10 protein-coding genes, 1 tRNA gene, 1 rRNA gene, 1 other RNA gene and 1 pseudogene are annotated in these 15,694 nt (G+C 36.2%); all 14 read left to right on the top strand.

Translation table 11 applies throughout. The features are described 5' to 3' along the window. Positions 1-108: 108 nt before the first annotated feature. Entirely contained in the window at positions 109-4,608 is a 4,500-nt protein-coding gene (gltB, locus tag IDG45_RS09875) for a glutamate synthase large subunit (RefSeq protein ID WP_206171613.1), read from the top strand. 17 nt (positions 4,609-4,625) lie between these two features. Further along, a complete protein-coding gene (gene gltD, locus IDG45_RS09870; protein ID WP_000503590.1) occupies positions 4,626-6,089 on the top strand; it encodes a glutamate synthase subunit beta in 1,464 nt (487 codons plus the stop codon). Between the two features lie 269 nt (positions 6,090-6,358). Then, positions 6,359-6,451, top strand: a tRNA-Ser gene (locus tag IDG45_RS09865). A gap of 469 nt (positions 6,452-6,920) precedes the next feature. Then, on the top strand, positions 6,921-8,348 hold the full coding sequence (gene treP, locus IDG45_RS09860; protein ID WP_000279377.1) for a PTS system trehalose-specific EIIBC component: 1,428 nt from the start codon (positions 6,921-6,923) through the stop codon (positions 8,346-8,348). A gap of 63 nt (positions 8,349-8,411) precedes the next feature. Continuing rightward, positions 8,412-10,052 carry an alpha,alpha-phosphotrehalase gene (treC, locus tag IDG45_RS09855; RefSeq protein WP_000031519.1) on the top strand — a complete coding sequence of 547 codons (1,641 nt, stop codon included), beginning with the start codon at positions 8,412-8,414 and terminating at the stop codon, positions 10,050-10,052. Between the two features lie 24 nt (positions 10,053-10,076). Next, complete coding sequence (gene treR, locus IDG45_RS09850; protein ID WP_000240627.1) at positions 10,077-10,805, top strand: trehalose operon repressor; 729 nt, start codon at positions 10,077-10,079, stop codon at positions 10,803-10,805. A gap of 61 nt (positions 10,806-10,866) precedes the next feature. Next, positions 10,867-11,136, top strand: an RNA gene (gene ffs, locus IDG45_RS09845) — signal recognition particle sRNA large type. 69 nt (positions 11,137-11,205) lie between these two features. Beyond that, entirely contained in the window at positions 11,206-11,307 is a 102-nt protein-coding gene (locus IDG45_RS09840) for a hypothetical protein (RefSeq protein WP_014936987.1), read from the top strand. A 138-nt stretch (positions 11,308-11,445) separates the two neighbouring features. Further along, the gene (locus IDG45_RS09835; RefSeq protein WP_001167821.1) at positions 11,446-11,970 is read left to right on the top strand and encodes a GNAT family N-acetyltransferase; all 525 of its coding nucleotides are present in this window, start codon (positions 11,446-11,448) and stop codon (positions 11,968-11,970) included. 68 nt (positions 11,971-12,038) lie between these two features. Beyond that, complete coding sequence (dnaX, locus tag IDG45_RS09830; protein ID WP_031927435.1) at positions 12,039-13,736, top strand: DNA polymerase III subunit gamma/tau; 1,698 nt, start codon at positions 12,039-12,041, stop codon at positions 13,734-13,736. A gap of 89 nt (positions 13,737-13,825) precedes the next feature. Next, positions 13,826-14,143, top strand: coding sequence for a YbaB/EbfC family nucleoid-associated protein (locus IDG45_RS09825; RefSeq protein WP_001213992.1), 318 nt, complete (start codon positions 13,826-13,828; stop codon positions 14,141-14,143). Positions 14,144-14,149: 6 nt separating this feature from the next. After that, positions 14,150-14,746 (top strand): recombination mediator RecR, encoded by a 597-nt coding sequence (gene recR, locus IDG45_RS09820; RefSeq protein WP_000559156.1) that lies wholly within the window; start codon positions 14,150-14,152, stop codon positions 14,744-14,746. Between the two features lie 207 nt (positions 14,747-14,953). Continuing rightward, positions 14,954-15,050: pseudogene (locus IDG45_RS09815) on the top strand (hypothetical protein). Positions 15,051-15,599: 549 nt separating this feature from the next. Beyond that, positions 15,600-15,694, top strand: a 16S ribosomal RNA gene (locus IDG45_RS09810); the annotation flags it as partial.

Raw genomic sequence — 15,694 nt, 5'->3', positions numbered from 1 at the left:
TTTAGATGAATACCTTCTATTTTATATATTGAACAGATAAATTTTTTGGATTATAGTAATTATCATTAATAACTAATATCAGAATATTCTAAAAAAGGGGTGTGCATCATGCACAATGAGAAATTAATTAAAGGCTTATATGACTATCGTGAGGAACATGATGCGTGTGGTATTGGTTTTTATGCGAATATGGACAATAAAAGGTCTCACGACATCATTGATAAATCGCTTGAAATGTTGCGACGCTTAGATCACAGGGGCGGGGTCGGCGCAGATGGCATCACTGGTGATGGCGCAGGTATTATGACTGAAATACCTTTTGCATTTTTCAAACAACATGTAACGGACTTTGATATCCCAGGTGAAGGTGAATATGCCGTGGGGTTATTTTTTTCCAAAGAACGCATTTTAGGTTCTGAACATGAAGTAGTTTTTAAAAAATATTTTGAAGGCGAAGGGTTATCAATTCTTGGTTATCGTAATGTACCAGTTAATAAAGATGCCATTGCTAAACATGTAGCAGATACGATGCCAGTCATTCAACAAGTGTTTATTGATATTAGGGACATTGAAGATGTTGAAAAGCGTTTGTTTTTAGCGAGAAAACAATTAGAGTTCTATTCGACTCAGTGCGATTTAGAATTATATTTTACGAGCTTATCACGCAAAACAATTGTATATAAAGGTTGGTTACGATCAGACCAAATTAAAAAACTCTATACAGATTTATCGGATGATTTATATCAATCAAAGCTAGGGTTAGTTCATTCGAGATTTAGTACGAATACATTCCCGAGTTGGAAAAGGGCGCATCCTAACCGTATGTTAATGCATAATGGTGAGATTAACACGATAAAAGGTAATGTGAACTGGATGCGAGCACGCCAACATAAATTAATCGAAACATTATTTGGCGAGGATCAACATAAAGTGTTTCAAATTGTCGATGAGGATGGTAGTGACTCTGCCATTGTAGATAATGCGCTAGAGTTCTTATCGTTAGCCATGGAGCCAGAAAAGGCAGCAATGTTACTCATACCTGAACCTTGGTTATATAATGAAGCGAATGATGCAAATGTACGTGCGTTTTATGAATTTTATAGTTTTTTAATGGAACCGTGGGATGGTCCTACAATGATTTCGTTCTGTAACGGTGACAAACTTGGCGCGCTTACAGATAGAAATGGATTACGTCCAGGTCGTTATACGATTACTAAAGATAACTTTATTGTCTTTTCATCTGAAGTGGGTGTTGTGGACGTACCTGAAAGTAATGTTGCTTTTAAAGGTCAATTGAATCCTGGAAAGTTATTGCTTGTTGATTTTAAACAGAATAAAGTCATTGAAAATAATGATTTAAAAGGTGCGATTGCCGGAGAATTACCATATAAAGCGTGGATTGATAACCATAAAGTTGATTTTGATTTTGAAAATATACAATATCAAGATTCGCAATGGACAGATGAAACGTTATTTAAATTACAACGTCAATTTGCATACACGAAAGAAGAGATTCATAAGTATATTCAGGAACTTGTAGAAGGTAAGAAGGATCCTATCGGTGCAATGGGATATGATGCGCCAATTGCAGTGTTGAACGAGCGACCAGAATCACTATTTAATTACTTTAAACAGCTGTTTGCACAAGTAACGAATCCACCAATTGATGCGTATCGTGAAAAAATCGTAACGAGTGAACTTTCTTATTTAGGTGGCGAAGGTAACTTATTAGCACCTGACGAAACGGTTTTAGATCGAATTCAATTGAAGAGACCGGTATTGAATGAATCACACTTAGCAGCGATTGATCAGGAGCATTTTAAATTAACATATTTATCAACGGTATATGAAGGGGATTTGGAAGATGCGTTAGAAGCATTAGGCCGAGAAGCAGTGGATGCTGTAAAGCAAGGCGCTCAAATTCTAGTGTTAGATGATAGTGGATTAGTTGATGGCAATGGCTTTGCAATGCCGATGTTACTCGCAATAAGTCATGTGCATCAATTACTTATTAAAGCAGATTTACGTATGTCTACAAGTTTAGTCGCTAAATCTGGTGAGACACGAGAAGTGCATCATGTTGCTTGTTTACTAGCATATGGCGCGAATGCAATTGTGCCATACCTAGCGCAACGTACAGTTGAACAACTGACATTGACAGAAGGGTTACAAGGCACCGTTGTCGATAATGTTAAGACATATACGGATGTATTGTCGGAAGGTGTCATTAAAGTAATGGCGAAGATGGGAATTTCGACAGTGCAAAGTTATCAAGGTGCACAAATATTTGAAGCGATTGGCTTGTCTCATGGTGTGATTGATCGTTATTTTACTGGAACACAGTCTAAGTTATCTGGTATTTCGATTGATCAAATCGATGCTGAAAATAAAGCACGTCAACAAAGTGATGATAATTATCTTGCATCAGGTAGTACATTCCAATGGAGACAACAAGGTCAACATCATGCTTTTAATCCGGAATCTATTTTCTTATTGCAGCACGCATGTAAAGAAAATGACTATGCGCAATTTAAAGCATACTCTGAAGCGGTAAACAAAAATAGAACAGATCATATTAGACATTTACTTGAATTTAAAGCATGTACACCGATTGACATCGACCAAGTTGAACCGGTGAGTGACATTGTCAAACGCTTTAATACAGGGGCGATGAGTTATGGATCGATTTCAGCGGAAGCACATGAAACGTTAGCACAAGCCATGAACCAATTAGGTGGAAAGAGTAATAGTGGTGAAGGTGGCGAAGATGCAAAACGTTATGAAGTACAAGTTGATGGAAGCAACAAAGTAAGTGCGATTAAACAAGTTGCTTCTGGACGTTTTGGTGTAACTAGTGATTATTTACAACATGCCAAAGAAATTCAAATTAAAGTTGCGCAAGGTGCAAAGCCTGGTGAAGGTGGTCAATTACCTGGTACTAAGGTATATCCGTGGATTGCGAAGACAAGAGGGTCAACGCCAGGTATCGGTCTGATTTCACCACCGCCACATCATGATATTTATTCAATAGAAGATTTAGCGCAACTGATACATGATTTGAAAAATGCGAATAAAGATGCAGATATCGCGGTAAAATTAGTTTCGAAAACAGGTGTTGGTACCATTGCATCTGGGGTGGCAAAAGCATTTGCAGATAAAATTGTCATCAGTGGTTACGATGGTGGTACAGGGGCTTCACCTAAAACGAGTATTCAGCATGCCGGTGTTCCTTGGGAGATTGGTTTAGCAGAAACACATCAAACATTAAAACTAAATGACTTAAGAAGTCGTGTTAAGTTAGAAACAGACGGTAAGTTATTAACTGGTAAAGATGTAGCGTACGCATGTGCGCTTGGAGCGGAAGAATTTGGATTTGCAACTGCACCATTAGTGGTGTTGGGCTGTATTATGATGCGTGTATGCCATAAAGATACATGTCCAGTAGGAGTTGCAACTCAAAACAAAGATTTACGTGCTTTATATAGAGGTAAAGCACATCATGTTGTTAATTTTATGCATTTTATTGCACAAGAATTAAGAGGAATTTTAGCATCTTTAGGTTTGAAACGTGTAGAAGACTTAGTTGGAAGAACTGATTTATTACAACGATCATCAACATTAAAAGCGAATAGCAAAGCGGCTAGTATTGATGTTGAAAAACTGTTATGTCCTTTCGATGGGCCAAACACAAAAGAAATTCAACAAAATCATAATCTTGAGCATGGATTTGATTTAACAAATTTATATGAGATAACGAAGCCATATATTGCTGAAGGACGTCGCTATACAGGTAGCTTTACAGTAAATAATGAACAACGTGATGTAGGGGTTATTACAGGTAGTGAGATTTCGAAACAATATGGAGAAGCAGGACTTCCTGAAAATACAATTAATCTTTATACGAATGGTCATGCTGGTCAAAGTCTTGCAGCATATGCACCGAAAGGCTTAATGATTCATCATACTGGAGATGCGAATGACTATGTTGGTAAAGGATTATCTGGTGGTACGGTCATTGTCAAAGCGCCTTTTGAAGAACGACAAAATGAAATTATTGCTGGTAACGTCTCATTCTATGGTGCGACAGGTGGTAAGGCATTTATTAACGGTAGTGCAGGAGAAAGATTCTGTATTAGAAATAGTGGTGTAGATGTTGTCGTTGAAGGTATCGGCGACCATGGATTAGAGTACATGACTGGTGGACATGTCATTAATTTAGGTGATGTAGGTAAGAACTTCGGTCAAGGTATGAGTGGTGGTATTGCTTACGTTATCCCGTCTGATGTAGAAGCTTTTGTTGAAAATAATCAACTAGATACGCTTTCGTTTACAAAGATTAAACACCAAGAAGAAAAAGCATTCATTAAGCAAATGCTGGAAGAACATGTGTCACATACGAATAGTACGAGAGCGATTCATGTGTTAAAACACTTTGATCGCATTGAAGATGTCGTCGTTAAAGTTATTCCTAAAGATTATCAATTAATGATGCAAAAAATTCATTTGCACAAATCATTACATGACAATGAAGATGAAGCGATGTTAGCTGCATTTTACGATGACAGCAAAACAATCGACGCTAAACATAAACCAGCCGTTGTGTATTAAGGAAAGGGGGAGATACGATGGGTGAATTTAAAGGATTTATGAAGTATGACAAACAGTACTTAGGTGAATTATCACTGGTAGACCGTTTGAAGCATCATAAAGCATATCAACAACGATTTACTAAAGAAGATGCCTCTATCCAAGGTGCACGATGTATGGATTGTGGAACGCCGTTTTGTCAAACCGGACAACAGTATGGTAGGGAAACAATAGGTTGTCCAATTGGAAACTACATTCCTGAATGGAACGACTTAGTGTATCATCAAGATTTTAAAACTGCTTATGAACGCTTAAGCGAAACAAATAACTTTCCTGACTTTACAGGGCGTGTATGTCCTGCACCATGTGAAAGTGCTTGTGTGATGAAGATTAATAGAGAATCGATTGCGATTAAAGGTATTGAACGCACAATTATTGATGAAGCTTTTGAAAATGGTTGGGTAGCGCCGAAAGTTCCGAGTCGCCGTAGAGATGAAAAAGTAGCAATCGTTGGAAGCGGTCCAGCAGGATTAACTGCTGCTGAAGAACTTAATCTACTAGGATATCAAGTAACTATTTATGAACGTGCTAGAGAATCAGGCGGTTTATTAATGTATGGTATTCCGAATATGAAACTTGATAAAGATGTGGTTCGACGTCGTATTAAGTTAATGGAAGAAGCGGGCATTACTTTCATTAATGGTGTTGAAGTAGGCGTTGATATTGATAAAGCAACTTTAGAATCTGAGTATGATGCCATTATATTATGTACTGGTGCACAAAAAGGTAGAGATTTACCTTTAGAAGGACGCATGGGTGATGGTATACATTTCGCTATGGATTATTTAACTGAACAAACGCAACTGTTAAATGGAGAAATTGATGATATAACAATAACTGCAAAAGATAAGAATGTCATTATCATTGGTGCTGGTGATACAGGGGCAGACTGTGTAGCGACAGCATTAAGAGAAAATTGTAAATCGATTGTTCAATTTAATAAATATACGAAATTGCCAGAAGCAATTACGTTTACAGAAAATGCATCATGGCCTTTAGCAATGCCGGTGTTTAAAATGGACTATGCGCACCAAGAGTACGAAGCTAAGTTTGGTAAGGAACCACGTGCATATGGTGTTCAAACAATGCGTTACGATGTTGACGATAAAGGACACATACGTGGTTTGTATACTCAAATTTTAGAGCAAGGCGAAAATGGTATGGTCATGAAAGAAGGACCTGAAAGATTTTGGCCTGCTGACCTTGTATTATTATCAATCGGCTTCGAAGGTACAGAACCAACAGTACCGAATGCTTTTAACATTAAAACGGATAGAAATCGAATCGTGGCGGATGATACAAACTATCAAACTAATAATGAAAAGGTATTTGCTGCTGGAGATGCTAGACGTGGTCAAAGTTTAGTTGTATGGGCAATTAAAGAAGGTAGAGGCGTAGCGAAAGCAGTAGATCAGTATTTAGCGAGTAAAGTTTGTGTATAATCTTTGTATGGAAATGGTGGTTACGTTGACGTTGTGTCATGCTGAATCGAGTTTGAAATAATCTAGTATCTATCAACGTCACATGCCATCTTTGTAACCTAAAAACAAAGGTTTGTAAGACAACAAATGGATTAATTATAAGTAGTGATTTTTTACATTCGTTTTATAGGTCAACTGTAGTGGAAGACAATGATTTGTGGTAATCATGTAATGCTTAAAAACAATATTGACTTTTACAGAACGTTCATATATGATAAATATTGTGTTTAGGAGGAATACCCAAGTCCGGCTGAAGGGATCGGTCTTGAAAACCGACAGGGGCTTAACGGCTCGCGGGGGTTCGAATCCCTCTTCCTCCGCCATCAATATTTATATTAAATACTATATATAAAAAAGGTAAGTACTCAAAGTTTGAGTGTTTACCTTTTTTATATGACTTTGAATGACTCGTAATTTTTGATAATAGAAATGATAAGGCATTGAGATTGGAAGGGCATTTAGCTTGTGCAATATACACAGCTAAATGTCTTTTTTGTTTTGTGAAATATGATGGATGGCTTGTGTGGCAAGTTTGCTATTTGTAGATATGCATTTTTCAATTTAGGGGTTGGCCATGCATTTACACTTTATAATGGCGAGAGCGTGGTGAGGTATTGTTAATAACACAATTGTAGCGAGGGGGTATTGCTACATATGTCGTTATGGCTCATTGATTTTCTGAAATGGCTACCCCAGATAATTGTGACAAAATAAAAATATTTTGTTGAAAGCCTTTACATAACTTGTCTAGACAAGTTATACTCGTTTTAAGACATTAAGGGAGTGAAATATATGGCTGTAAAAAGAGAAGATGTAAAAGCCATCGTAACCGCTATTGGGGGAAAAGAAAATCTTGAAGCTGCAACGCATTGTGTAACACGATTACGTTTAGTGCTGAAGGATGAAAGTAAAGTTGATAAAGACGCATTAAGTAATAACGCGTTGGTCAAGGGGCAGTTCAAAGCAGACCATCAATATCAAATTGTCATTGGTCCAGGAACAGTCGATGAAGTGTATAAGCAGTTTATTGATGAAACAGGTGCTCAAGAAGCTTCGAAAGATGAAGCGAAACAAGCAGCTGCGCAAAAAGGGAATCCAGTACAACGTTTAATCAAATTGTTGGGGGATATTTTTATACCAATATTACCTGCGATTGTGACAGCTGGTTTGTTAATGGGGATCAATAATTTACTTACAATGAAAGGTTTATTTGGTCCAAAAGCACTTATTGAGATGTATCCACAAATTGCTGATATTTCAAACATCATTAATGTGATTGCGAGTACGGCATTTATTTTCTTACCAGCATTAATTGGCTGGAGTAGTATGCGTGTATTTGGTGGTAGTCCGATTCTAGGCTTAGTCTTAGGTTTGATTTTAATGCACCCGCAATTAGTATCTCAGTATGATTTGGCAAAAGGGAATATTCCGACGTGGAACTTATTTGGCTTAGAGATTAAGCAGTTGAATTACCAAGGTCAAGTGTTGCCTGTTTTAATTGCAGCTTATGTTCTAGCTAAAATTGAAAAAGGATTAAATAAAGTCGTTCACGATTCGATAAAAATGTTGGTCGTTGGACCCGTAGCGCTTTTAGTTACTGGATTTTTAGCATTTATTATCATTGGACCAGTTGCGTTATTGATTGGTACAGGTATCACATCTGGTGTTACATTTATATTCCAACATGCAGGATGGCTTGGCGGAGCAATATATGGATTGTTATATGCACCACTTGTCATTACAGGACTACACCATATGTTTTTAGCAGTAGATTTCCAATTGATGGGTAGCAGTTTAGGTGGTACGTACTTATGGCCAATCGTTGCGATTTCAAATATTTGTCAGGGGTCTGCAGCATTTGGAGCATGGTTTGTCTATAAACGTCGTAAAATGGTTAAAGAAGAAGGCTTGGCATTAACATCTGGTATTTCTGGTATGTTAGGTGTTACTGAACCAGCTATGTTTGGTGTGAACTTACCTCTGAAATATCCATTTATCGCTGCGATATCAACGTCTTGTGTATTGGGGGCAATCGTTGGTATGAATAACGTACTTGGAAAAGTTGGTGTTGGTGGTGTGCCAGCATTCATTTCAATTCAAAAAGAATTTTGGCCAGTATATCTTATTGTGACAGCTATTGCTATTGTTGTACCATGTATACTAACAATTGTGATGTCTCATTTTAGTAAACAAAAAGCGAAAGAAATTGTTGAAGATTAATAAAATAAAAAAGGGGCGTTCGTTATTTGGACGTCCTTTATTACGTTATAAGGTGGTAATTGTGTGTCGAAAGAAATAGATTGGAGAAAATCCGTTGTATATCAAATTTATCCTAAGTCGTTTAATGATACGACGGGGAATGGTATAGGAGATATTAACGGAATTATAGAAAAATTGGATTATATCAAGTTATTGGGTGTTGATTATATTTGGTTAACACCAGTGTATGAATCACCGATGAATGATAATGGCTATGATATCAGCAATTATTTAGAAATCAATGAAGACTTTGGAACGATGGATGATTTTGAAAAGTTAATCAAAGTTGCTCATCAAAAAGACTTGAAAGTGATGTTAGATATTGTCATTAATCATACGTCTACGGAGCATGAATGGTTTAAAGAAGCCCGTAAATCTAAAGACAACTCTTATAGAGATTATTACTTTTTCAGATCATCTGAAGACGGACCGCCAACAAATTGGCATTCTAAATTTGGTGGTAATGCATGGAAGTATGATTCTGAGACAGATGAATATTATTTACATTTATTTGATGTCAGTCAAGCTGATTTAAATTGGGATAATCCGGAAGTACGTCAATCGTTATATCGCATTGTCAATCATTGGATAGACTTCGGCGTTGATGGTTTTCGATTTGATGTCATTAACTTAATTTCTAAAGGTGAATTTAAGGACTCTGACAAAATAGGTAAAGAATTTTATACGGATGGTCCTAGAGTGCATGAGTTTCTGCATGAATTAAATCGTCAAACGTTTGGTAACACTGACATGATGACTGTAGGAGAAATGTCTTCGACGACGATTGAAAATTGTATTAAGTATACACAGCCAGAACGCCAAGAATTGAATAGTGTTTTTAATTTTCATCATCTAAAGGTTGATTATGTTGATGGTGAAAAGTGGACAAATGCGAAGCTTGATTTTCATAAGTTAAAGGAAATTCTGATGCAATGGCAACGAGGTATTTATGACGGTGGCGGATGGAACGCCATTTTCTGGTGTAATCATGATCAGCCACGGGTAGTGTCTAGATTTGGTGATGATACGTCGGAAGAGATGAGGATACAAAGTGCTAAAATGTTAGCTATCGCACTGCATATGTTGCAAGGGACGCCATATATTTACCAAGGTGAAGAAATTGGTATGACGGACCCACATTTTACATCAATAGCACAATATCGAGATGTTGAATCGATTAATGCCTACCATCAGTTGTTAAGTGAAGGGCATGCTGAAGCGGATGTGTTAGCGATTTTAGGACAGAAGTCACGAGACAATTCGAGAACGCCTATGCAATGGAGTGATGATGTTAATGCTGGATTTACAGCTGGTAAGCCTTGGATTGATATTTCGGAAAATTATCATCAGGTCAACGTTAGACAAGCACTTCAGAATAAAGATTCTATTTTCTATACGTATCAAAAATTAATACAATTAAGACATACGCATGATATTATTACGTATGGAGACATTGTGCCACGTTTTATGGATCATGATCATTTATTTGTTTATGAACGTCATTATAAGAATCAACAATGGCTAGTAATTGCGAATTTCTCAGCATCGGCTGTTGATTTGCCAGAAGGATTGGCTAGCGAAGGTCGTGTTGTGATTCAAACAGGTACAGTGGAAAATAATACGATAAGCGGGTTTGGTGCAATTGTAATCGAAACAAACGCGTAAAATAAATTGAGTGGATGCGTTTATATGGTGAAGCAAAAGAAGTTTATGAAGATTTATGAGGCGTTGAAAGAAGATATATTAAACGGGCAGATTCAATATGGTGAACAAATTCCGTCTGAACATGATTTGGTGCAATTGTACCAGTCATCTCGAGAGACCGTGCGTAAGGCATTAGATTTGTTGGCATTAGACGGTATGATTCAAAAGATTCATGGTAAAGGGTCACTTGTCATTTATCAGGAGGTTACAGAGTTTCCATTTTCTGAACTTGTTAGTTTTAAAGAAATGCAAGAAGAAATGGGTGTCGCATATTTAACTGAAGTTGTTGTGAATGAGGTTGTTGAAGCGCATGAAGTTCCAGAAGTTCAACATGCTTTAAACATCAATTCTAGTGAATCACTCATTCATATTGTTAGAACTCGTCGGCTTAACCAACATGTGAAGATTGTTGATGAAGATTATTTTCTAAAGTCGATTGTTTCAGACATAGGTAATGATGTTGCGAGTGATTCTATTTATGATTATTTGGAAAAGGTATTAAATCTTAATATTAGTTATTCAAGTAAGTCTATTACTTTTGAACCGTTTGATGAACAAGCATATCAATTGTTTGGTGATGTATCGGTGGCTTATTCAGCAACAGTTCGAAGTATTGTGTATTTAGAAAATACAATGCCGTTTCAATATAATATTTCAAAACATCTTGCAAATGAATTTAAATTTAACGACTTCTCAAGACGTCGTATAAAGTAAACAATGATATAAATGATTTATACTTGCAATTAACTATTAAAATATAGTAATATATATCTTGCCGTGCTAGGTGGGGAGGTAGCGGTTCCCTGTACTCGAAATCCGCTTTATGCGAGGCTTAATTCCTTTGTTGAGGCCGTATTTTTGCGAAGTCTGCCCAAAGCACGTAGTGTTTGAAGATTTCGGTCCTATGCAATATGAACCCATGAACCATGTCAGGTCCTGACGGAAGCAGCATTAAGTGGATCATCATATGTGCCGTAGGGTAGCCGAGATTTAGCTAACGACTTTGGTTACGTTCGTGAATTACGTTCGATGCTTAGGTGCACGGTTTTTTATTTTTTTAAATATTAAACCGATTATTAAGAGTTGAAAATATATAATTATAGAAGCTACTTTCTTGAAGACAATTCAGCGTATTATACGTGGAACTTGTTTGTGGGAAGTAGCTTTTTTATATGTGAAGTTTGATTCAAGTGAAATCGATGCGCAGTTTGAATGATTTTTTACGGATATAAAAAGTAAGAAGTTATTATTTGATGATAAAGAAATGATGGTGAAATGAGGGGGAGTATCTTACAATAGAATTATTAATGAGATACGTTATGATTATTGACAATCAAATGCCTACGGAGGACATATGCAAATATATTTAAGTACTTTAACAGAGTTAGATTATGATAAATCTTTAAATAGTATTGAAGAAAGTTTTGATGATAATCCTGAAATGAGTTGGCAAGCACGTGCGAAAGTGAAACATTTAAGGAAATCTCCTTGCTATAATTTTGAATTAGAAGTAATAGCGAAAAATGAAAATAACGATGTCGTTGGACACGTTTTATTAATTGAAGTAGAAATTAATAGTGATGACAAGACGTATTATGGTTTGGCGATTGCCTCTTTATCAGTTCATCCTGAATTACGTGGACAAAAATTAGGTCGTGGATTGGTTCAAGCAGTAGAAGAACGTGCTAAAGCGCAAGAGTATAGTACGGTTGTTGTAGACCATTGTTTTGACTACTTTGAAAAGTTGGGTTATCAAAATGCTGCTGAGCATGACATTAAATTAGAATCTGGTGATGCACCGTTACTTGTAAAATATTTATGGGATAATTTGACGGATGCACCACACGGAATCGTAAAATTTCCAGAACATTTTTATTAATTGTTCATTTAAGAAGTAAAGGTATTATCATGCTATAATGAAAGGTAATTGTTTATGGAGGTGCTAACTTGAATTATCAAGCCTTATATCGTATGTACAGACCCCAAAGTTTCGAGGATGTCGTCGGACAAGAACATGTCACGAAGACATTGCGCAATGCGATTTCGAAAGAAAAACAGTCGCATGCATATATTTTTAGTGGTCCGAGAGGTACGGGGAAAACGAGTATTGCCAAAGTGTTTGCTAAAGCAATCAACTGTTTAAATAGCACTGATGGAGAACCTTGTAATGAATGTCATATTTGTAAAGGCATTACGCAGGGGACTAATTCAGATGTGATAGAAATTGATGCTGCTAGTAATAATGGCGTTGATGAAATAAGAAATATTAGAGACAAAGTTAAATATGCACCAAGTGAATCGAAATATAAAGTTTATATTATAGATGAGGTGCACATGCTAACAACAGGTGCTTTTAATGCCCTTTTAAAGACGTTAGAAGAACCTCCAGCACACGCTATTTTTATATTGGCAACGACAGAACCACATAAAATTCCTCCAACAATCATTTCTAGGGCACAACGTTTTGATTTTAAAGCAATTAGCCTAGATCAAATTGTTGAACGTTTAAAATTTGTAGCAGATGCACAACAAATTGAATGTGAAGATGAAGCCTTGGCATTTATCGCTAAAGCGTCTGAAGGGGGTATGCGTGATGCATTAAGTATTATGGATCAGGCTATTGCTTTCGGAGATGGCACATTGACATTACAAGATGCCCTAAATGTTACGGGTAGCGTTCATGATGAAGCGTTGGATCACTTGTTTGATGATATTGTACAAGGTGATGTACAAGCATCTTTTAAAAAATATCATCAGTTTATAACAGAAGGTAAAGAAGTGAATCGCCTAATAAATGATATGATTTATTTTGTCAGAGATACGATTATGAATAAAACATCTGAGAAAGATACTGAGTATCGAGCACTGATGAACTTAGAATTAGATATGTTATATCAAATGATTGATCTTATTAATGATACATTAGTGTCGATTCGTTTTAGTGTGAATCAAAACGTTCATTTTGAAGTGTTGTTAGTAAAATTAGCTGAGCAGATTAAGGATCAACCACAAGTGATTGCGAATGTAGCTGAACCAGCACAAATTGCTTCATCGCCAAACACAGACGTATTGTTGCAACGTATGGAACAGTTAGAGCAAGAACTAAAAACACTAAAAGCACAAGGAGTGAGTGTGGCTCCTACTCAAAAATCTTCGAAAAAGCCTGCGAGAGGCATACAAAAATCTAAAAATGCATTTTCAATGCAACAAATTGCAAAAGTGCTAGATAAAGCGAATAAGGCAGATATCAAATTGTTGAAAGATCATTGGCAAGAAGTGATTGACCATGCCAAAAACAATGATAAAAAATCACTCGTTAGTTTATTGCAAAATTCGGAACCTGTGGCGGCAAGTGAAGATCACGTACTTGTGAAATTTGAGGAAGAGATCCATTGTGAAATCGTCAATAAAGACGACGAGAAACGTAGTAGTATAGAAAGTGTTGTATGTAATATCGTTAATAAAAACGTTAAAGTTGTTGGTGTACCATCAGATCAATGGCAAAGAGTTCGAACGGAGTATTTACAAAATCGTAAAAACGAAGGCGATGATATGCCAAAGCAACAAGCGCAACAAACAGATATTGCTCAAAAAGCAAAAGATCTTTTCGGTGAAGAAACTGTACATGTGATAGATGAAGAGTGATACATGACAAGCGATATAATCGTATGTATAATGAAAGAAACATCATTTTATTGATAAATATTTATTGATTTTCAAGGAGGAAATGGAATATGCGCGGTGGCGGAAACATGCAACAAATGATGAAACAAATGCAAAAAATGCAAAAGAAAATGGCTCAAGAACAAGAAAAACTTAAAGAAGAGCGTATTGTAGGAACAGCTGGCGGTGGCATGGTTGCAGTTACTGTAACTGGTCATAAAGAAGTTGTCGACGTTGAAATCAAAGAAGAAGCTGTAGACCCAGATGATATTGAAATGCTACAAGACTTAGTGTTAGCAGCTACTAATGAAGCGATGAATAAAGCTGATGAGCTTACTCAAGAACGTTTAGGTAAACATACTCAAGGCTTAAACATCCCTGGAATGTGATCATAGATGCATTATCCAGAACCTATATCAAAGCTTATTGATAGCTTTATGAAATTGCCAGGCATTGGTCCAAAGACAGCCCAACGTCTGGCTTTTCATACCTTAGATATGAAAGAAGACGATGTTGTTCAGTTTGCCAAAGCATTAGTAGATGTTAAAAGAGAATTAACATATTGTAGCGTATGTGGTCACATTACTGAAAATGATCCATGTTATATTTGTGAAGATAAGCAAAGAGATCGTTCAGTTATTTGTGTTGTGGAAGATGACAAAGATGTCATAGCTATGGAAAAAATGAGAGAATACAAAGGTTTATATCACGTTTTACATGGGTCTATTTCGCCTATGGATGGAATTGGACCAGAAGATATTAATATTCCTTCATTGATTGAACGCTTGAAAAACGATGAAGTTAGCGAATTAATCTTAGCTATGAACCCGAACTTAGAGGGGGAATCTACAGCCATGTATATTTCTAGATTAGTTAAGCCTATAGGTATCAAAGTGACGAGATTAGCACAAGGATTATCGGTAGGTGGCGATTTAGAGTATGCTGACGAAGTAACATTATCTAAAGCAATCGCAGGTAGAACAGAAATGTAATGTCTTCTATTAAACATTTTTGAATTTAATACTATAGTAAGAAAAGTCACAGTGTAATCATTGTGGCTTTTTTTATGGTGTGGTGTACTACTTTATTTGTGGTGTGTTGGTGGCATGGTTTACCTAGTTTTACTGAGGGTGGGGAATATTTAGGAAGCAAGCCGTTGGTTGTGATTTGTTACTTTTAATAGTAATGATTCGAATTGGATTATCGAAGTAGGAATACCGTTATGGTGTGTTGGTGTTATTAATTTGATAAATGCGGTTGATGGTTAATGACTATGCAAATGAAATTCTTTTGTAATTGAAATGATAGATGCTGGCTTAGTAGTTGTACTTCTTTGGTCTAAAGCTTATTAAATCAGCCTGTATAGCGGTGTTTTGAGAGATTATTTAAAACTTGTAAATTTATTTTTAATTTCTGGTAAAAAAATAACGTTCTGTTTTGCGGGTTTTTTATTATCTTTTCATAAAAATAACCACCTTATTTGTTTTAGAAAACGTACTATTCACAATTGTAATTTCTTTAAGTTCGATTTTTAGAATGAGAGCGTTCAGAATGGATAGTGAAGGTGTAATTTTTACTGTTGTTAAGCAGTTTGAAAGCCTGTATAGTATTTATTTGTTGAGGCAAACAAAACAACTCAACTTAAGAAATAACTTGAATTACTAACGAAAATTAATTTCAAAAAGTTGTTGACTTAAATGTTAATAAAATGTATAATTAATTCTTGTCGGTAAGAAAAATGAACATTGAAAACTGAATGACAATATGTCAACGTTAATTCCAAAAACGTAACTATTAGTTACAAACATTATTATAGTATTTATGAGCTAATCAAACATCATAATTTTTATGGAGAGTTTGATCCTGGCTCAGGATGAACGCTGGCGGCGTGCCTAATACATGCAAGTCGAGCGAACGGACGAGAAGCTTGCTTCTCTGAT

It is taken from the genome of Staphylococcus sp. EG-SA-10, assembly GCF_017151945.1.
In the GTDB taxonomy this organism is placed as follows: Bacteria; Bacillota; Bacilli; order Staphylococcales; family Staphylococcaceae; genus Staphylococcus; species Staphylococcus aureus.
Note: the sequence above shows the minus strand (reverse complement) of the source record. Positions and strands in the feature narration are given on the sequence as shown.